This window comes from Bacillus sp. YH3-2-B2 (assembly GCF_053663335.1).
The window spans coordinates 37313-55457 of record NZ_JBSJQE010000007.1; the positions used below are offsets into that span (position 1 = coordinate 37313).

The following is an 18145-nucleotide window of genomic DNA, read 5'->3' on the forward strand; positions in this document are numbered from 1 at the left end:
CCGGGGAACGGATTGTCCCCCGGGCCACTGCATTATCGGTTATTTTGGTTCTGAGCCGCCATCTGCTGTTCGGCAATCTCGATCGCGCGCTTTACCATATTCCCGGCGTCACGCGCCCGAATGCCTCCCCAGCCCTCGTTTTTCACCGTATCGTAAAAACCAAGGTCCTTCGCCAGCTCATATTTGAACTCATCTGACATAACTCCACGACGTCTGCCCAAACGAAACAACCCCTTTTATAGAATTGATCACCATTCGTGCACGCCACGATAAAACATGTGACACCTATAGCTTCCGTTTAATCGGCTGAAACTTTCGAGGGAATAATTAGAAGAGCTTTAGAAGGCAAAACAAAAAGCAGTAAACAAAAGGTTCACTGCCCATTAAAATGCTACTGAGCTTGCCGCATCGTCATTGAATGTCAATTCAACAGTCTCAGTCAGAATATCAGCATAACTGTATGAAACTCTTTCAAACGAATTCTCGTCTTGATCTAGTTGTATCACAAAAACAGAAGGGTACGTCTCAGCTAAAATGCCCGAACGCTCAATCGTTTTTCGGCGGCCGCCGTTTGCTTTTAACGTAAGCCGTTTACCTAAATTCCCATCAAGCGATCTTTTTATATCGGACAACGTCTTCGCCATTGCATCCACCTCACTACATTTATTGTACAACAAGAGCCCAATTTTGTCAAATAAAATTTAAATTATATCAACGTTAATAAGTCATTGTCAACAAAATTATTTTGACAAAATTCTATTGATTTCTGCGTTATTTTTCACAAGTTCCGGAAATTTATGTATCAATATGTAAAATAATTAACCCGCATAGCGAAATATATGCGGGTTTTATCACTCATCCATTTGATTTATACGGCATACCGACACGCAGCACACCCTTCGTTTCAATTCCTCCCAGCCCTTTCTCTCTCGTCAGCGTATTTCTCAGGACATCCCATACATTGATCCGCTCCATAAACGGAGTGAAGCTGATTTTCGCGACAATATATACCGGGTCAAGCGCATGAATATTGACGCGTGACGGCGAACTTGCGAAATTCGCGCCCGCTCTGATTAAAGACTCAAAATGAGATTGGCACGCCCCCGCGAATATGACCAGCTGATCCAAATGAGGGACTTTACGCCTCGCTCTCTGAACGGTTTCGACAAAGTGTTTGGAATGCCTGTAGGCGCTTAAATCGTTCACGCCTCCCTTATGCTTGGAATATGCATCATGGCCGGTGATGACTAAAATATCCGGCCTGTATTTATCAAGCAGCTCGTCAATTGATGCCGGCATTTTTTTCTCATGGCAATGAATTCCGTATACCGGCACACCGATTTTTTCATAAAAGTTCAGGCACTTTTTCAAATAGGCCTCATCGCCGTCCAGATGCAATACCTTTCCGGGCATATGAAAGTAGTGCTCCTGATGCTGATATTGATTTGTCGCGTAATACTCCTGTTTTTCCCGAAGCAGCTTATAATCCTGGCGGAGCAGCTCGAGAGATTCATTCATCCTGCTTTCATCTCTTTTCTTTCTCATGGCCTGTTCGTCTTTTCTGACAGGCTCCAAATCAGAAAAATCAGCATCCGCAATCAATCTGACTTCGTCACCATGCAGGATGGCAATTGAATTTCCGTTGCTTGTTTGCTCTATACCGATAATGCGAAATAAAACATCCATTTGATAGGATTTCCTGGCTACCATATCTCCTATTTGAAATTGCACGTTACCCACTCCACAAATAGACTAAGCCTCATCATGAAAGAAGTCTTGGCAAATGCACCTCTTTCCGCTGCGGCGCTTGATGTTTCAAGCTTTTCTTGCAGTTGAATGAATAAGGTTCTCCTCTAGCCTATGTAGCGGCAGTCCAAGTGGTGACGCAAAACAAAAAGCCCTCTTAGAAAAGGGCTTTATGCAATCCGTTGGACAAGAGCGCGAATTCTTCTATGGACAGGGATTCACCGCGCCGCTTTCCGTCAATATTCGTTTCTTGAAGAACTTCTTCAATTTGAGCTTTTTTCTCTTTTCCGCCCGGAAGATTGTTCACAAGGTTGTTCAGCAAGGTTTTCCGGCGCTGTGCGAAGCTTGCTTTAATCAGCTGGAAGAAAAACGGTTCATTATCGACGTCAACCGCCGGGCCGTCACGAAGCAAGAGACGGATGACGGCGGAATCGACATTAGGCTGAGGCACAAACACCGTTTTCGGTACGGTCATGACGGTTTTGGCCTCCGTATAGAACTGAACCGCAATGGAAAGCGATCCGTACTCCTTAGAGGAAGGATCAGCGGCCATCCGCTCAGCGACCTCTTTTTGCAGCATCACGACAATTCCTTTTAACGGAAGATGTTCTTCCAAAAGCTTCATGATGATCGGCGTCGTCACATAATATGGGAGATTCGCCGTCACCATAATTTCATCACAATCCTGAAACTGCTCTTCAATGACGGATTTGACGTCTGCTTTCAGCACATCTTGATGGATGATCGTTACATTGTCATATGGAGACAGCGTATCATTGAGAATGGGCAGCAGGCGCTGATCAATTTCAAACGCGACGACCTTTTTCGCCCGTTTGGCAAGCTGCTCTGTCAGCGCGCCGATTCCGGGCCCGATTTCAATGACTCCGGTCCGATCCGTAATTTCCGCATGGTCCACAATTCTGTCCAATATATTTGTATCAATTAAGAAATTCTGTCCCAGACTCTTTTTAAAAGAGAAACCGTACTTTTTCAGAATTTCCTTCGTTCTGATAGGTGTCGCGATATCTTTATTGTTCATCCTGTTCCTCCTGCCTCATAGCATCGAGCGCATCAATAAAATCACTTCTTTTGATTTGAAACATTTGCAGCCGTTTTTGAAGCTGCTTGCCGTTTGTATAGCCGATCTTCAGCAGGTCGCCCAATCGTTCGCGGCGTCTTTTGGCAGCCGGTCCGCCGATCAGACCGGCCTGTATGACATCTTCAGCTGAAATCTCACTCGGCTTTGCCTCCATCTCTTCATGCACATTTTCCAGACATGCTCTGATGCTTTCAATGGATGCGTGCTCAACGCCAATGCCGCGCTTGTTTTTCGGTTTGGCAAGATGTTTGGGCAGAAATGCGTGTTTACAGCCGGGTACTGCTTCAGAAATGGTTTTCCGGATCTTTTCCCCCGGAAAATCCGGGTCTGTCAGCACGATGACCCCTCTCGTTTCCTGCGCCAGCCGAATCTGCCTGATGACTTCGTCTCCGATTGCGGAACCGTTTGTCTCGATCGTATCCGCATCAACGGCAAGTTTTATGCGCGCAGTGTCATCGCGTCCCTCGACTACAATAATTTCTTTAATTTTCATTACTTCCTCCAAAAAAACTTTTTATATCCAAAACGAAACCTTTGCTTACATGTCACGTCTAATATACTGAAAATACACTTTACCTATTATAACGAAAAAAACAGAGGGCGCAAAACCCTCTGAGTGAATCGGAATTAATTTAAGATTTTTATTTTGACTTGTTTCTTTCCCCAGCGGTAAGCTGAAGATTTTTCAGGGAAAAAGACATCAATCCGTCTTCCTTTAATGGCTGAGCCTGTATCAGCGGCCACGGCATCCCCGTATCCGTCTACGTGGACTCTTGTGCCGAGTGGGATGACGCTTGGGTCTACCGCAATGACTTTGGCATTCGGATTGCTTGTCAGGTTAACGCCTGTAGCCGTTTGGCCGGAACAGCCGCTGCAGCTTGCGGTATAAGCCGTGGAAGACACGGTAATCACTTTACCGGAAGATCCGTTTTCGCCCGAAGATGCTTTCACAGGTGCACTGAGCTGCTCAATCTTGGGACTGTGCCGCTTTGTGCCGACCGCAATGATCTGATCTTTGCTTTTTTCAGATGTTTCTTCTTTGACAAGCTTTCTTGATACTTCTTTTCCGTTTTCTTTGACAACGTGAAAATGCTTTTTAAGTTTGCCTTCTTTTCCTTTTTGAACGATCTTTTCTTTCCCGCTGTCGAGAGACGCATCTTCTTTTTCTTTCACTTGATACGCCATTTTTTCCTCAACTACATCGGTGACTTTTTCGATACGAGTGATTTGTATGCCGGCCTGATTTTTTGTGAGCTTTTCGTGTAATGCCGGTTTTACTTTATCTTCGTCTTTCATGTCCATCTTATGCTGCGTTAAAAAGTCAGCGACCGTAGTCGAAGTCGTCCATATTTTCTTTTTCTTTCCCGCATCATTTACAGTGACCTGAAAAGCCGGGTCGACCGTGACTTTCATGCCGTTTGTCACTTTCGTATCTGCTGCTGGATCTATTTTATCGTGCTGATTCACAGGTGTATGCTGTTCGTTCAGAAATGCGCCGACTGTTTTTGCCGTTGACCATAAAGTCTTTTCTTCTCCGCCTCTTGTCACACGGATCTGCTTTGCAGCATCATACACGACATTCATGTTGTCTGCCAATGCTGTCTGCTTAGACGGGGTAATCCGGTCTTCATTTCTCGTCTCTATATGTAAATCTTCCAGAAGTTCCCCAACCGTTTTTGCATGAGTGCGTATTTGCTTTTTCTTGCCGTTGATGGAAACAGAAACTGATTGTTTTGAGAGCTCATGTGCCCCGTATGCAGTCCCGGTTCCGCCCAGCAGAATAATAGCTGCAATCAGAATAACCTTGCTTTTACCAAGCTTTACGGAAAACAGTTTTTTCATTTTTTGTGTGATGAAAAACGCCTCCTTCTCCTCGGAGAGATTATATAGAGTATCTAAAATGCTGTCAACCCTCCCATCTCGAAGATGAAAAACCTTCAGCGTATCCCTCATTATGCAAAAACAAAGCAAAAAAAGGAAGAGAGACATATCGACAACCTATCTTATGAGGAGAAGGAAGCTTGTAGAACCGTTATACATATCCACTGAATCGGACAAGCTTTTACACGTTATGACAGCGCATTCTGTCAGTTCATGCGGAAAAGTCTTTTTGCGTTTTCGGTTGTAATTGAGGCAATTTCTTCATATGTCAGCCCTTTTAATTCAGCGAGCTGTTCAGCAACATATTTTACGTAGCTTGGCTCATTTCGTTTGCCGCGGAAAGGATGCGGTGTCAGGAAAGGACAGTCCGTTTCAATCAGCAAACGGTCATTCGGAATTTCCTTTGCTACTTCTTTTGGTTTCTTCGCGTTTTTGAAGGTAACCGGTCCGCCGAATGAAATATAGAAATTCATATCCATACACTGCCGCGCAACCTCCGCGCTCCCCGTAAAGCAGTGCATAATGCCGCCGACTTCTTCCGCTCCCTCTTCTTTCAAAATTGTGACAACATCTTCCGTTGCATCACGATTATGAATGATAATTGGAAGGTTCACTTCTTTGGCGAGAGCGATTTGTTTCCGAAATACTTCTTTCTGAGTGTCTTTTGGTGATTTATCCCAGTGGTAATCAAGGCCCATCTCTCCGATTGCCACGACTTTTTCGTGAGAGGACAGTTCCTTAATCCATGATAAATCTTCCTCTGTCATGTCAATTGCGTCTACCGGATGCCAGCCGATCGCAGCGTATATAAAGTCATATTCCTCAATCAGCTCCATCGCACGCGTGATAGTGGGTTTGTCGAACCCGACAACGACGATTCGTTCAACTTTTTCAGCCTTTGCACGCGCAATGACTTCCTCTAAGTCTGTGTCAAATTGCTCGGCATTTAAGTGCGCATGTGTATCAAAAAGCATCATAAAAACTCCTTTCTTGTTGAAAAACAAAAGGTGTTCGACGGAATGTTACACGTGAAACACCTTTTGCCCCTATTATTTAATTCGAGTGCCTTTCGGTAATGACTGGTCGACAGCTACAACTTTGAGAACGCCGTCCGATTCTCCTGCCAGTATCATTCCTTGAGAAAGCTCGCCTCTCAGTTTTACCGGTTTTAAATTCGTTACACAAATGATCTTCATTCCCACAAGCTGATCCGGTGTGTAATGCTTCGCGATACCTGATACAACTTGGCGCTGTTCAAAGCCCAGATCAATTTGCAATTTCAGCAGCCGATCTGCTTTTTTCACCGGCTCTGCGGACAAGACCTCTGCGACGCGAAGTTCTGTATCCATAAATTGATCAAACGTAATTTCAGGAAGACGCTCTGCTTCTTGCGGCTCTTCCGCCTTTTCTTCTTTAGCAGGAGCAGTTCCTTGCATTTTTTGCTTGATATAAGCTACTTCTTCTTCAGCTTCAAGACGAGGGAAAAGCGGTTCCCCTTTTTTCACTTTCGCGTTCTTCAATTGGCCGAATGTCTCAATGCTGTCCCAAGCTTTAAGAGACTGATCCTCAACTCCGAGCTGGGCAAACATTTTTTCAGGCGTCTGCGTCAAGAAAGGCTGGAGCAATACGGCCGTCATACGCAATGATTCAGCTAAATGATACATGACAGAACGTAATTCTTTTTCTTTTTCCTGATCTTTAGCAAGCACCCACGGAGCAGTTTCATCAATATATTTGTTCGTACGGCTGATTAATTGCCATAGCGTTGATAAAGCGACTGAAAACTCCATGTTTTCCATTGCCTTTTCATAAGCTTTAACCGTTTCACCGGCTACAGAAGAAAGCTCTGAATCAAAATCGGTCACATTTCCTTCATATGAACCAATCTCGCCGTCAAAATATTTTTGGATCATTGCGACTGTACGATTCAGAAGGTTTCCTAAGTCGTTCGCCAAGTCATAATTAATCCGTTCTACGAAACCTTCCGGCGTAAAGACACCGTCTGAACCGAACGGTACTTCGCGAAGCAGGTAATAACGAAGTTCATCCAAGCCGTAGCGTTCAATTAACGTTACCGGATCAACGACATTTCCTTTTGATTTCGACATTTTTCCGTCTTTCATCAATAACCAGCCATGCGCGAATACTTGCTTAGGCAGCGGGAGATCAAGCGCCATCAGCATAATCGGCCAGTAAATGGTATGAAAACGGACAATTTCTTTACCGACAAGGTGGACGTCAGCCGGCCAGTACTTTTTGTAAAGCTCATCATTTTCCGTATCGTAACCGAGCGCTGTAATATAGTTGAACAGTGCGTCAATCCATACATATACGACATGCTTCGGATTTCCCGGCACTTTTACGCCCCAGTCGAACGTCGTTCTGGAAACGGCCAAATCTTCAAGCCCCGGTTTAATGAAGTTGTTAATCATTTCATTTTTGCGTGATTCAGGCTGGATGAAAGAAGGATTGTCCTCATAAAACTTCAGCAGGCGGTCTGCATATTTGCTCATGCGGAAGAAGTATGACTCCTCTTTGATTAATTCGACCGGGTGGCCGCTGTCAGGGCTTTTTCCGCCGACAACCTCACCCTTCTCATTTCGTTCCACATCCACCAGCTGTGTTTCCGTATAGAATGTTTCATCAGGGATGCTGTACCAGCCCTCATACTCATCCAGGTAAATGTCACCATTATCAAGAAGTTTTTGAAACACTTTCTCGATAATTTCTTTGTGCCGGCTTTCCGTCGTCCGGATGAAATCATCGTGAGAAATGTCGAGCTGCTTCCATAGCTTTTGGATTTCAGCAACTGCGCGATCCACATAAGCTTGAGGCGTGATATTCTCTTCCTCCGCTTTCTGCTGGATTTTCTGTCCGTGCTCATCCGTTCCGGTTAAGTAGCGTACGTCAAATCCCTTTAATCTTTTGTAACGCGCCATCGCATCGCCGGCCACGGTAGTATAAGCATGGCCGATATGTAATTTTCCGCTCGGATAATATATCGGGGTCGTAATATAAAAAGTATTATTGTCTTGCGGCATGTTGCAACCTCCCATTCAGAATGTCGAAAAGCTCACGCCCAAAGGACGAGAGCGGTTTTATTTGATATACAATATTGATATTTGTCCTCTATCTATGATACCATCTTAGCCTTTAAGATCAAGGATATATACGTACTGCGCGTAAAAGAGTAAATAAAATTAAAAATTTTTATTGAAATTAAAAAAAGTCTTAACATGTCGAAATTTGTCGTATATAATCTACTAATATAAAACATCTTGGTTCGAAAGTCTTGATTTAAAAGGATTTTCAGTAGGATAATAGGTTCGAAAAAGCAGTCAAAAAGCCTGTTATTTCAGGATTTCCAAGGCTTTACTTACTATAAGAACTAATTCTTACAAACAATAGCAAACAAAAAGATTGACGATTATTGGAAACCTTGTTATGCTAGGAATGTAAGGAATTTTGTCGAATAATGACGAAGAAAAATATAAACTACAAATAATTATCTCTCGGGAGGAGACTGTTAATGAAATCTACTGGTATCGTACGTAAAGTTGATGAACTTGGACGCGTCGTTATCCCTATCGAACTTCGCCGTACACTGGGCATCGCAGAAAAAGACGCTCTTGAAATTTATGTTGATGATGAAAAAATCATCCTTAAAAAATATAAACCAAACATGACTTGCCAAGTAACTGGTGAAGTTTCTGATGATAACCTTAAACTTGCCGGCGGTAAATTGGTACTCAGCAAAGAAGGCGCTGAGCAAATCATCTCTGAAATTCAAAACCAGCTTCAAAACCAAAAATAAGCTATTTCATACAAAAACCGTTCTTGTTACGACACAAGAACGGTTTTTTTTATGATTGAATGTGATAAGCGTCATAAATCTCGCGTTTCGGTACGTCCCGATCTACCGCTGTTTGTTTTATGGCCTGTTTGGAAGAGGATCCTTCATTTATGTAATGCTCCACATGTTCTTTCTCAGAAAGCTCCGTCCACCAAGGCTTTTCCTCTTCATCCGGTTCATCGCCTTGATTGCCTTCGACAACGAGACAGAACTCACCGCGGATTTGATCTTCATTTGCCCATTCAAGCACCTCGGCGATGGTTCCTCTGATGAATTCCTCGTACTTTTTCGTTAATTCCCTCGTGACGGCGATGGTTCGATTACCCAAAACGTCATGCATTGCTGTTAATGTTTCTTTTAATCTGTGCGGCGCTTCGTAAAATATCATCGTTTCCTGCCGTTTTTTCAGGAGTTCGAGTTCTTTCTTCTTTTCTTTTTTCTGTCTGTTTAAGAATCCGTAGAAGAAAAACGGCTGCGGGGTGATCCCTGATGCGGTCAGCGCGGTTAATGCCGCATTTGCACCCGGAAGCGGAACGACATATCCGCCGATTTGGGTGAAATCTCTCACAATCTCAGCCCCCGGGTCGGAAATTGTCGGCATACCGGCATCACTGACCAATGCCACATTCTTTCCGCTTTTCAGCCATTCAATGATTTTATGGCCGCTGCTTTCTTTATTATGTTCATGATAGCTGATGAGAGATGTTTCTATGTCATAAACATGGCACAGCTTTTTCGTCTGTCTCGTATCTTCGGCAGCTATGACATCGGCCGATTTCAGCGTCTCTACTGCACGAAAGGTCATGTCCTCCAAATTGCCGATCGGTGTAGGAACAAGGTACAGAGTTCCCATTTCAGATTTTCCGTTAAAACTCATCTGGCGTCTTAACATATACAGCCTCCTTGCTGCGTCGTTTTTCTTCTATATATTGCTCTTTTTTCTTTCGGGTCAGCTGTTTAAAACGGTATTCCGCCTGCATCGCTTCCCGTTTTGTTTCAAATGATTCCGCATGGCATAACGAAACCGGCCTTCTCGCCCTTGTATATTTCGCGCCCTTTCCCTCATTGTGGGTTTTCAGCCGTTTTTGCAGATCATTTGTATAACCGGCATACAGACTGTTGTCATTGCACAGCAGCACATAAAAGAAATGGCTATTTGTCTCCATATAAAATCGTGCGGATCTCTTTCGTATATTCATTTTGTTCATTGTATACAAAGAGCGGGGGAAGAATTTTGAGATCAGGGCGGCCGCCTTTAATTCCTTCAACCAAAATGGTATTCGCTTCTTTACCTTGTTTCGGATAAATAAACTGAACCCGTTTCGGTTCTATTCGGTATGCTTTCATTAATTCAAAGATTTCCAGAAGCCTCCCCGGCCGATGAACGAGAGCCGCTTTTCCGCCTTGCTTCAGCAGTTTGCTGCTGACGGAAATCACATCTTCAAGCGTGCAAAGGATTTCGTGCCTTGCGATTCTGAGATGCTCGTTCAGGTTCTGCTCCGCCTCTTTCGGTGTTTTAAAATAAGGCGGATTGCAGGTGACAACATCATATTTATTATGTCCGAGTCTTTCCGGCATATTTTTCAGATCATCATGAATGAGACTGATCTGACCGCCCAGCCCGTTGTATTCCACGCTTCGGAGCGCCATATCATACAAGCGTTCCTGAATTTCAACCCCGGTGATATCGGCTTTTGACCTTGTGCTGAGCAAAAGCGGCACAATGCCGTTCCCCGTGCATAAATCAACGATGTTCCCCTTTTGAATCGGAACGTATGCAAACTTAGACAGCAGCACGGCATCTAATGAAAAAGCGAAAACCGTCGGACTCTGTACTATTTTCATATCCTCTGCTAATAAGTAATCCAATCTTTCATCATCACGTAATGAAACCATAATCTTATTCCTTTCGGCACTCTTTGAAAAAGGCTTCCGACATCAGCGGAAGCCTTTTCCTTATTTTTTATTTAAGAAGGACAGACAAAAAAGGCAATCTCCCTTGCGGACGCTCCCATAATGGACGTTGCAAATATGAAAGCCTTCTTGATACAGCCGGGCCAGATTGTCGTACCCTTCTCCTATATCACTCTGCTCTGCCTTCTGTGTTTTTGTTTCTTTCTGATCGGCTTTGAATTTCTCAATTTGCTCCGTCGTGTCATCAAGCCGCTTACGCAAATGCTTATTTTCAAGCTGAAGATGGTGATTCTCTTCAATCATTTCGCCGATATGCTGCTTTAAGTCACCCAGCTGACGGTACAGCGAACCGATTTGTTCCTCCAGGTTTATGACAGTATCAAATAACTCTTTTTTATCCAAGGTTCCACACCTCGTTAATCTGTGGTTTGTGCGGATACGACGCCCTCTTCCAAGAGCTCTTCCCAAGTATATTCTATCACTTTTTCACGATTCTTCAGTTCCACCTGAAGCACCCGTTCCAGAATATTAAGACCGACAACCTTTGCGGGGCCGTTTGCCGTCGTAATCATTTCGCCTAAATCCGGCAGCTGTTCTTTTGCCGTCTCATACTCATCATTTTCGTACTTCAAACAGCACATCAAACGGCCGCACAGACCGGAAATCTTCGTTGGGTTCAACGATAAATTTTGATCCTTCGCCATTTTGATGGACACCGGTTCAAAATCACCGAGGAACGTGGAGCAGCAAAGCATTCTCCCGCATGGTCCGATACCGCCGAGCATTTTCGCCTCGTCCCTTACCCCGATTTGGCGCAATTCGATTCTCGTTTTAAAGATAGAAGCCAAGTCTTTGACCAATTCCCTGAAATCAACCCGTCCGTCTGCCGTAAAGTAAAAAATGACTTTATTGCGGTCAAACGTAAATTCAACATCAACCAGCTTCATATCTAAGCCGTGGTCAGCCACTTTTTTCTGACAGACTTCAAAAGCGGACAGGGCCTCCTGTTTGTTTTCTTCTACAATGAGAAGATCGCGTTCATCAGCAACGCGAATGACCTTTCGAAGCGGAAGCACAACATCATGCTCGTCCACTTGTTTATTTGCGATGACAACCTGCCCGTATTCGACACCTCTTACGGTTTCAACAATGACGCAGCTGTCTTGTTCTATATCAAATCCGTTCGGATCAAAATAATAAATTTTCCCCGCTTTTTTAAAGCGGACGCCTATTACGTTGTACAAGCTTATCCCTCCTGCAACGTTAACACCAAGTGCTCCATTAATCCCTGCACATTCACATTGGAATGAAGCCGTTTTTTTGCTTCTAAAACAGCGAGAATTTGGTTCGTAACGCTTTGTTGTGTAAATTGCAGCGCATGCTGTTTTATTGATTGGAATAAGTCTTGATAAATCAGTTTATCTTCATTTCCAATTTGGATGGATAATACATCACGGTATATCAATAAGAGCATATCAAGACCCATTTCTTGATGGGTTTTTTCTTTGAAAAAGGGCACCCACTGATCCTGAATGAAGAAAAAGGCATGTCCTTTCCGCTGATGTAAGACTTCATACAATTTTATCACTTTCGCTCTGGACTCTGCAAACTCATCATTTCGACTTAATTCGACTGCTTCTGCAATATTATTTGTCATATTTGCTAAGAGCCGGGCCATGTGAGGGCTCACTTCCTGTTCAATCAGTCTTTCTTCTATGGCTTTCGGCTGAAGCGGCTGGAACGGAAGAACCTGACATCTCGAAACGATGGTATCCAGTATTCGGTGGAGCTGCTCAGTAAGCAGAATTGCGATGGTGTCTTGACTCGGCTCCTCTAAAAACTTCAGCAGACTGTTTGCCGCATTTGTCGTCATTTGATCCGCATGGGATATAATGTACAGCTTTTTATGCGATTCCAGCCCCGTTTTGGAAAACTCTTCCTGAATCGATTGGATCTGAGCCTTTTTAATGGATAATCCGTCGGGCTGAACCACATGCAGGTCGGGATGGTTTCCGGATTCGATACGCTTACAGTTCCGGCACTCTCCGCAAGGCTCAGTCCCGTCTTCAAGGCAAAAAAAGCTTTTTGCGAGAAGCAGTGCGGCATCCAATTTGCCCGTACCTTTTTTGCCTTCAAACAGATATGCGTGAGAAAGCCTTTTCTTTTCAATGCTGTTATGCAAAAGCCGCATCACTCTGGGCTGCTGCCCGGTCATTTCCTTCCATGATATTGCCATTGTATCACTCTCTATGTGTAAAGGTTAATCAATAAACCCTTTATTTCTCCGATTCGATCCAGCAAATCAATTGCCGGTTTTTCCTGATCTAACATTTCTTCCGTCAGCTGGAGCAGTTTTTCATCTATTTCTTTTACAAGCCCCAGGGTCCGGCTGCTGCCGTACAGGTCAAAGCTTTTCTCCGTCTCATGCGATAATCCGCTGTCTACGGCCTCTTTTACAAAACGTTTTACCAATCCTTTGAATTTCGCTAAGTCTTTGAAGTTTCTCGACTTCGTCAGCCTTTTCCCGAACGTTTCTATATCCGTTAAGAACCTGCTCAGCTGATCAAATTTCAGCTTGCTGCTTTGGCTGTCCATTGAACTTTTAAACGTTCCGGAAAGCTCTGCCGCTTTATAAGCAGGCTGCTGCTTTTTCTCAATAAATGTACGTAAGTCAGAATTTATTTTCACGTCGTCAAATCCTTAAAATTGATGAAATTCATCGACCGGGAGGACAAAGACCGTCGCTCCGCCGACTTCCACTTCGACGGGATATGGAACGTAGGAATCCGCATTCCCGCCCATCGGGGATACCGGGGCAATCATCTGATCACGTTTACAGCCATTCTCTTTAATGAGGCTGAGCGCTTTATCGACACGGATATCTTCCACCCCGATCATAAACGTCGTATTGCCTGATTTAAGGAATCCGCCTGTTGTCGCAAGCTTCGTCACCCTGAAGTTGTGGTCGGTTAATACTTTCAAAAGCCTGTTGCTGTCCTGATCCTGCACCACTGCCACTATTAATTTCATTCTCTAGGCCCCCTTTAGGTTGGAAAGAACATTGTCGTTACATTCATTATAGCAACTTATGAGAAACAGGTCACAACTGAATTTTTTTCAATGCTTCATTTATCACTTGAAGTACGTCCTGAATGACGAGTTCCTTCTTTTTCGATGCGTCGATTGTATGGAATCTTTCCGGAAAACGCTGCATAACCTTTTGGTATCCTTCCCGTACTTTCGTGTGAAAGTGCAGGGCCTCAAGATCGAGACGATTCTTTTCTCTTGAATCATTCGACGTAATCCGTTTCAACCCTTCTTCAGGCTCAATAGAAAAATAGATGGTGACATCAGGCATCGTATCGCCGATTGCAAACTGGTTGATAGAAAGAACTTCATCAATGCCGAGCCCTCTCGCATAGCCTTGATAAGCCAGCGAACTGTCGATGAAACGATCACACAGCACAATGCGCCCTTCTTTCAATGCAGGCTGCACCTTTTCGGTTAAATGCTGTCTTCTCGCCGCGGCGTAAAGCAGCGCCTCCGTTTTTGCATCCATCAGTGTATTGTTTTTATTTAAGATCACTTCTCTGATCTGTTCCGCAATGTCGATGCCGCCCGGTTCTCTTGTCGCTGTCACCGGGAGCCCCTCTGCCGACAGAATCTCTTTCAGTTCCTGAAGCACAGTCGTTTTCCCTGCACCTTCAGGACCTTCAAATGTTATAAATAAACCGCTCATGATTTCTCCTCTTCTATATAGACAAGTAATTGTTTCCCGTTTAACAAGCCTTGAATATGCGCGTCCATGCCGATTAAACGGGAAAGCTTCTGTACGATCTCTTCTGTTATCCGTTCTCCGTCCATGATCAGCGGAATTCCCGGCGGATAAGGAATAATGTTCCCCGCATGCAAGCGCCCGGCCGCCTTATTTATATCTGCAGGCTCTTTTGTAAACTTCCGCATCTCATTTTGCGGATATTCAAGTGTCGAAATGGACGGAAATGTCCAATTCACGGCATCCGGCAATTTATCGGGCGGTGTATTCTCCAGTTTCTGCTGTATGTTTCTTACGGCTGCCTGTTCTATCATCCGCCGGCCGCCTATCGGCAGTACGAGCAATACTTGGTACTCGTCAGCCAGCTCGGCAACAATGCCTTCACTCTCCAAAATGCGTTGTAATGAATAGCCGGAATGTCCGAGCTTTGACCGAAGTATTAATTTTAACGGGTCCGCCCGCAGCCCATATCCGGAAGGCTCAATTATTTCAATAGAAGAAATTGATGCGAACCTTCGTTTGATTTTCTCAATGTGCTCCATATGGACGGGAAGTGTCCCTTTTTCAGCAATATCCTGCACATAAGCACGCGCCGTATCTAAAGATGCCATAATCGGGTATGACGGGCTGCTGCTTTGCAAACTGCTTACATAATAAGTTAATCGATCTCTGTCAATTCGGGTGCTGTTTAAATGAAAGTAAGATCCCATCGTCATAGCCGGAAGCGTTTTGTGAGCCGATTGAACAACGGCGTCCGCCCCCATAGCCAATGATGAAGGCGGGAAAGGCTGCCCTAACACAAAGTGAGCCCCATGAGCCTCATCCACCAGTACAGGAACACCGTATGAATGGGCTTTTTTAACTGCCGCAGTCAAATCGGCGGCGTGTCCGTAGTAAGTCGGATTGGTCAAAACAAGTCCTTTCGCGTTCGGATATGACGCCAGCGCTTTTTCGATGACTGAAAGGGATACATGTGCCGGCACATGCATGTTTTCATCGATTTCCGGCGCCAAATAAACCGGCTTGGCTCCGGCCAATGCCACCGCATGGAAAACAGACTTGTGACAATTACGCTGGATCAGAATGGGTTCACCCGGTTCACAAACAGCTAAAATCATCGCCAGATTGCCGGCGGTCGTTCCGTTGACGAGAAAGAAGCTTTCCTGAGAGCCGTACAATCTGCTCACCAAATCCTGCGCTTCCTTAATGACCCCCGTCGGGTGATGCAAGTCATCCAGACCCGTGATCTCAGTCATATCAATAGATAAAAGAGATTGATATACAGATTTGGCTTCATCAAAAAAGACATCTCCATTGTGATGTCCCGGAACATGAAAAGAATACGTATTTCGGTGCGCATGCTTCATCAGCGCTGTATATAAAGGTGTGTCCATTTTTAAACAAATCCTTTGCCTGTCTTTCTTATTATATCGTGCCTGCGAGCCAACTTAAAGCTAAGACTTTTTGCCATCTAGCCGTTATCCCGGCCGGACCTCATATCAAGCAGCTTCTTTTTTAAATCGCCTTCCATGATAACAAGCTCCTCCTCGGCACGCCTGCGTTTCATCCTGCCTTCTTCTTGAATAGACATGATTTCTTCAAGTGTGCTGACTAAGCTTTCCTGCACTTTTTTGAGGGTGTCTGCCTCAACAAGCCCGCGCTCATTGGCTTTGGCCGTCTCGACTGTGCTTGTTTTCAGAAGTTCGGCGTTTTTCAGGAGCAATTGATTTGTCGTATCCGACGCCTTCTGCTGCACATCTGCCGCACTCCGCTGCCTCATAAGCGTCAGCGCGATGGCGACTTGATTCTTCCATAAAGGAATAGCCGTAACAATGGAGGACTGAATTTTCTCTGCCAGTGCCTGATTCGTGTTTTGAATCAGACGGATTTGCGGCGCACTCTGAAGCGTAATCTGCCTCCTCAGCAGCAGATCATGCACCCTCTTATCCAGACGGTCGGCAAACTGGCGAAGATCATTCACTTCCTGCGCGGCCATTTGATTGTGTTCTCGTAATTCGGCTTTTCTTGCCGCTTCGGGTATAAGCTTTGTTTTCAGCTCATCTAATTTTAATTCACCCGCTGCTATATACACAGTTAAATCAGAAAAGTATTGTTTATTTTGGGCGTACAGCTGATCTAACCATTTATTGTCACTCAACAGCATATTTTTAGAATGTTCCAGCCTTCTGCTGATACGGTCAATCTGCACACTTGTCTTTTGATATTTCGAAAGCACTTCCTGCACAGATCCGGATACCCTTTTAAACAGCCGGGCGAAAAATCCTTTGTTCTTTACCTGCAGATCATCGGGGTTTACCTGGTCAAGCTTCAGCATCAGATCGGCCAATATCTGTCCCATCTCTCCTGCATCTTTTCTTTGCACGTGCTCTATCATCGTGTGGGAAAATTCCAGAAGATTCGCCTGCGCCTGTGAACCAAACAGAACAATGCTTTGCATGTTTCCAGGGTCCAGTTTTTCAGCGAGCTGAAGTGCCGCTTCTCTTTTTTCTTCCGGCAGCGTATCTGCAAGCTTTAGATGAGTCTGGTCATTTTGGGCGCCCATACTGTCATCGGAACGGTCTTTGGCCATTTCCTTCTTCCTTTCTTATTTTCTCAGTGAATGCTTTGCCATATCTAATTCAAAGTGCAGGTCGTCGATGTCCTCCTTCATCAGTTCATGAAGATCCTCTTCCAGCCTTCTGGAAAGCTCCGCCAGAGTCATCCTCGTCTCACTCAAGGACATTGATAAATCTTTATTTTTTCGCGGCTGTGATGAGAGCAAAGCATACTTTTCCGTCAGTTCCACAACAGAATCAAGCGTTTGATAATAGAAACGCTCTGCCTGATAAAAACGCTTCGGCTCCTGCTTGGTGAGCAGATATATTCGTCGGGTTATCCGCAGTATCTCTGCATTCTGCTTCAGCATTTGTATACTTTTAGAGCGAAAAAGCGCCCTGCGTAATCGGATGATTTTACCCTTTGCTTCCTCAAGATTTTCCTTGATATAAGCATATTCTTTTCTTGTCAGCCGGTGTTTTTTTAAAAAGAGACGCTTCGCATTCCACAAGCCGGACGCACTGACTGCGGCTCCGCCGGCTGCCCCGTATAAAAGCGAATACAGAAAAGGCTGATGCCCTATCGTAAAGAAGGTTATCCCCGCTAATACAAAAACTGTGCTGCCGCAAAACGTCCATTTCATATATTGAATAAACGGTTTCATACTTGATCGACTCCTATTTATTCACTTTTATCAGTATTATCTATTACATTCCATGTCTAAACAAGTTCCTCTTCTTATCGTATCAGTTCTTTTATAAAAAGTGAAAAAACTCCTCTGATTTCAGGCAAAAAAAAGACCCTTTTCAGGGTTAAGAATATAACGTCGGTGTATGAAGGTTTTTCAGTTTACGAACGAAAAATTCATAATTCGGATCAGAGGTCGGAGTGGAAACTACTTTCTTCTCACACTCTAAACATATAAATTTCGTATAAATATGGATTCCCCTGCTTTTCTTGGTTTCACACACAATACATGTTTCTTCATGGCCGGACGTTTCATTCATTTTGCCCACCTCCGTATGAATAGCCTTCCCTTAAGCTGTTGATTGTATACACAATTTGGATCTTTTTGAAGTTTGCAATTAGTATATGGGCGTTCCCGTATTTCGGTGTTTGTTTTGTTTTTATTCAAAAACAAAAAAGGCAGCTCATGATGAGCTGCCTTTACCGTAATGATAGCTTGGCGGCGTCCTACTCTCACAGGGGGAACCCCCCGACTACCATCGGCGCTGAAGAGCTTAACTTCCGTGTTCGGCATGGGAACGGGTGTGACCTCTTCGCTATCGCCACCAAACCATTGAGAGTGTTCTCTCAAAAC

General features: G+C 44.4%; 22 protein-coding genes and 1 rRNA gene. 1 reads left to right on the forward strand and 22 read right to left on the reverse strand.

Annotated features, from left to right (window positions below; translation table 11 throughout):
• Positions 1 to 32: 32 nt before the first annotated feature.
• The 8 genes from ACWJJX_RS18625 to metG form a co-directional block, all read right to left on the reverse strand.
• Complete coding sequence (locus tag ACWJJX_RS18625) at positions 33 to 221, reverse strand: small, acid-soluble spore protein, alpha/beta type (protein ID WP_011996172.1); 189 nt, start codon at positions 219 to 221, stop codon at positions 33 to 35.
• 162 nt (positions 222 to 383) lie between these two features.
• Positions 384 to 644 carry a biofilm formation stimulator Veg gene (gene veg / locus ACWJJX_RS18630; RefSeq protein ID WP_003218330.1) on the reverse strand — a complete coding sequence of 87 codons (261 nt, stop codon included), beginning with the start codon at positions 642 to 644 and terminating at the stop codon, positions 384 to 386.
• Between the two features lie 211 nt (positions 645 to 855).
• Positions 856 to 1731, reverse strand: coding sequence for a sporulation peptidase YabG (gene yabG, locus ACWJJX_RS18635; protein ID WP_004264691.1), 876 nt, complete (start codon positions 1729 to 1731; stop codon positions 856 to 858).
• Between the two features lie 172 nt (positions 1732 to 1903).
• Positions 1904 to 2785 carry a 16S rRNA (adenine(1518)-N(6)/adenine(1519)-N(6))-dimethyltransferase RsmA gene (rsmA, locus tag ACWJJX_RS18640; RefSeq protein WP_004264694.1) on the reverse strand — a complete coding sequence of 294 codons (882 nt, stop codon included), beginning with the start codon at positions 2783 to 2785 and terminating at the stop codon, positions 1904 to 1906.
• Positions 2775 to 3338 (reverse strand): ribonuclease M5, encoded by a 564-nt coding sequence (rnmV, locus tag ACWJJX_RS18645; RefSeq protein ID WP_004264696.1) that lies wholly within the window; start codon positions 3336 to 3338, stop codon positions 2775 to 2777. Before rnmV ends, rsmA begins: the two co-directional genes overlap by 11 nt.
• 134 nt (positions 3339 to 3472) lie before the next feature.
• Positions 3473 to 4798, reverse strand: a complete 1326-nt coding sequence (locus ACWJJX_RS18650) for a G5 and 3D domain-containing protein (protein WP_095324173.1) — start codon at positions 4796 to 4798, stop codon at positions 3473 to 3475.
• 134 nt (positions 4799 to 4932) lie between these two features.
• The gene (locus tag ACWJJX_RS18655) at positions 4933 to 5700 is read right to left on the reverse strand and encodes a TatD family hydrolase (protein WP_025854081.1); all 768 of its coding nucleotides are present in this window, start codon (positions 5698 to 5700) and stop codon (positions 4933 to 4935) included.
• A 75-nt stretch (positions 5701 to 5775) separates the two neighbouring features.
• Positions 5776 to 7767: a methionine--tRNA ligase gene (gene metG, locus ACWJJX_RS18660; RefSeq protein WP_454023187.1), complete on the reverse strand. Its 1992-nt coding sequence runs from the start codon at positions 7765 to 7767 to the stop codon at positions 5776 to 5778.
• Between the two features lie 482 nt (positions 7768 to 8249).
• Here metG and abrB point away from each other — a divergent pair, with 482 nt between their 5' ends.
• Entirely contained in the window at positions 8250 to 8540 is a 291-nt protein-coding gene (gene abrB, locus ACWJJX_RS18665; protein WP_169510469.1) for a transition state genes transcriptional regulator AbrB, read from the forward strand.
• Positions 8541 to 8589: 49 nt separating this feature from the next.
• On the opposite strand, the gene rsmI is transcribed toward abrB, so the two are convergent.
• The 14 genes from rsmI to rrf form a co-directional block, all read right to left on the reverse strand.
• Positions 8590 to 9471, reverse strand: a complete 882-nt coding sequence (rsmI, locus tag ACWJJX_RS18670) for a 16S rRNA (cytidine(1402)-2'-O)-methyltransferase (protein WP_070081259.1) — start codon at positions 9469 to 9471, stop codon at positions 8590 to 8592.
• Positions 9446 to 9745 carry a GIY-YIG nuclease family protein gene (locus tag ACWJJX_RS18675; protein WP_007409921.1) on the reverse strand — a complete coding sequence of 100 codons (300 nt, stop codon included), beginning with the start codon at positions 9743 to 9745 and terminating at the stop codon, positions 9446 to 9448. The genes rsmI and ACWJJX_RS18675 overlap by 26 nt, the downstream gene beginning before the upstream one ends.
• Positions 9732 to 10475, reverse strand: coding sequence for a tRNA1(Val) (adenine(37)-N6)-methyltransferase (locus ACWJJX_RS18680; RefSeq protein ID WP_004264717.1), 744 nt, complete (start codon positions 10473 to 10475; stop codon positions 9732 to 9734). Before ACWJJX_RS18680 ends, ACWJJX_RS18675 begins: the two co-directional genes overlap by 14 nt.
• 60 nt (positions 10476 to 10535) lie before the next feature.
• A complete protein-coding gene (yabA, locus tag ACWJJX_RS18685; RefSeq protein ID WP_004264720.1) occupies positions 10536 to 10895 on the reverse strand; it encodes a replication initiation-control protein YabA in 360 nt (119 codons plus the stop codon).
• Positions 10896 to 10909: 14 nt separating this feature from the next.
• Positions 10910 to 11737: a competence/sporulation regulator complex protein RicT gene (gene ricT / locus ACWJJX_RS18690; RefSeq protein ID WP_004264723.1), complete on the reverse strand. Its 828-nt coding sequence runs from the start codon at positions 11735 to 11737 to the stop codon at positions 10910 to 10912.
• Between the two features lie 2 nt (positions 11738 to 11739).
• On the reverse strand, positions 11740 to 12729 hold the full coding sequence (holB, locus tag ACWJJX_RS18695; protein ID WP_454023188.1) for a DNA polymerase III subunit delta': 990 nt from the start codon (positions 12727 to 12729) through the stop codon (positions 11740 to 11742).
• 11 nt (positions 12730 to 12740) lie between these two features.
• Complete coding sequence (locus ACWJJX_RS18700) at positions 12741 to 13181, reverse strand: YaaR family protein (RefSeq protein WP_004264730.1); 441 nt, start codon at positions 13179 to 13181, stop codon at positions 12741 to 12743.
• Positions 13182 to 13193: 12 nt separating this feature from the next.
• On the reverse strand, positions 13194 to 13523 hold the full coding sequence (gene darA, locus ACWJJX_RS18705; protein ID WP_004264734.1) for a cyclic di-AMP receptor DarA: 330 nt from the start codon (positions 13521 to 13523) through the stop codon (positions 13194 to 13196).
• A gap of 70 nt (positions 13524 to 13593) precedes the next feature.
• Entirely contained in the window at positions 13594 to 14232 is a 639-nt protein-coding gene (tmk, locus tag ACWJJX_RS18710; RefSeq protein ID WP_102422420.1) for a dTMP kinase, read from the reverse strand.
• The gene (locus ACWJJX_RS18715; protein WP_454023189.1) at positions 14229 to 15662 is read right to left on the reverse strand and encodes an aminotransferase class I/II-fold pyridoxal phosphate-dependent enzyme; all 1434 of its coding nucleotides are present in this window, start codon (positions 15660 to 15662) and stop codon (positions 14229 to 14231) included. The genes tmk and ACWJJX_RS18715 overlap by 4 nt, the downstream gene beginning before the upstream one ends.
• Positions 15663 to 15739: 77 nt before the next feature.
• On the reverse strand, positions 15740 to 16858 hold the full coding sequence (locus ACWJJX_RS18720) for a toxic anion resistance protein (protein WP_454023190.1): 1119 nt from the start codon (positions 16856 to 16858) through the stop codon (positions 15740 to 15742).
• Positions 16859 to 16873: 15 nt separating this feature from the next.
• Entirely contained in the window at positions 16874 to 17488 is a 615-nt protein-coding gene (locus tag ACWJJX_RS18725) for a 5-bromo-4-chloroindolyl phosphate hydrolysis family protein (protein WP_014304187.1), read from the reverse strand.
• 148 nt (positions 17489 to 17636) lie between these two features.
• Positions 17637 to 17831 carry a sigma factor G inhibitor Gin gene (locus ACWJJX_RS18730; protein ID WP_454023191.1) on the reverse strand — a complete coding sequence of 65 codons (195 nt, stop codon included), beginning with the start codon at positions 17829 to 17831 and terminating at the stop codon, positions 17637 to 17639.
• Positions 17832 to 18005: 174 nt separating this feature from the next.
• Positions 18006 to 18121, reverse strand: a 5S ribosomal RNA gene (gene rrf / locus ACWJJX_RS18735).
• Positions 18122 to 18145 lie beyond the last annotated feature (24 nt).

Excerpts from the sequence above, each read along its gene's own strand:
- ACWJJX_RS18680 (WP_004264717.1), bottom strand. The coding sequence starts at position 10,475 with ATGGTTTCATTACGTGATGATGAAAGATTGGATTACTTATTAGCAGAG.
- veg (WP_003218330.1), bottom strand. The coding sequence starts at position 644 with ATGGCGAAGACGTTGTCCGATATAAAAAGATCGCTTGATGGGAATTTA.
- ACWJJX_RS18725 (WP_014304187.1), bottom strand. The coding sequence starts at position 17,488 with ATGAAACCGTTTATTCAATATATGAAATGGACGTTTTGCGGCAGCACA.
- rsmI (WP_070081259.1), bottom strand. The coding sequence starts at position 9,471 with ATGTTAAGACGCCAGATGAGTTTTAACGGAAAATCTGAAATGGGAACT.
- tmk (WP_102422420.1), bottom strand. The coding sequence starts at position 14,232 with ATGAGCGGTTTATTTATAACATTTGAAGGTCCTGAAGGTGCAGGGAAA.
- holB (WP_454023188.1), bottom strand. The coding sequence starts at position 12,729 with ATGGCAATATCATGGAAGGAAATGACCGGGCAGCAGCCCAGAGTGATG.
- darA (WP_004264734.1), bottom strand. The coding sequence starts at position 13,523 with ATGAAATTAATAGTGGCAGTGGTGCAGGATCAGGACAGCAACAGGCTT.
- rnmV (WP_004264696.1), bottom strand. The coding sequence starts at position 3,338 with ATGAAAATTAAAGAAATTATTGTAGTCGAGGGACGCGATGACACTGCG.
- ACWJJX_RS18650 (WP_095324173.1), bottom strand. The coding sequence starts at position 4,798 with ATGAGGGATACGCTGAAGGTTTTTCATCTTCGAGATGGGAGGGTTGAC.
- ACWJJX_RS18655 (WP_025854081.1), bottom strand. The coding sequence starts at position 5,700 with ATGCTTTTTGATACACATGCGCACTTAAATGCCGAGCAATTTGACACA.
- ACWJJX_RS18675 (WP_007409921.1), bottom strand. The coding sequence starts at position 9,745 with ATGGAGACAAATAGCCATTTCTTTTATGTGCTGCTGTGCAATGACAAC.
- ACWJJX_RS18720 (WP_454023190.1), bottom strand. The coding sequence starts at position 16,858 with ATGGCCAAAGACCGTTCCGATGACAGTATGGGCGCCCAAAATGACCAG.
- metG (WP_454023187.1), bottom strand. The coding sequence starts at position 7,767 with ATGCCGCAAGACAATAATACTTTTTATATTACGACCCCGATATATTAT.
- ACWJJX_RS18730 (WP_454023191.1), bottom strand. The coding sequence starts at position 17,831 with ATGAATGAAACGTCCGGCCATGAAGAAACATGTATTGTGTGTGAAACC.
- ACWJJX_RS18715 (WP_454023189.1), bottom strand. The coding sequence starts at position 15,662 with ATGGACACACCTTTATATACAGCGCTGATGAAGCATGCGCACCGAAAT.
- rsmA (WP_004264694.1), bottom strand. The coding sequence starts at position 2,785 with ATGAACAATAAAGATATCGCGACACCTATCAGAACGAAGGAAATTCTG.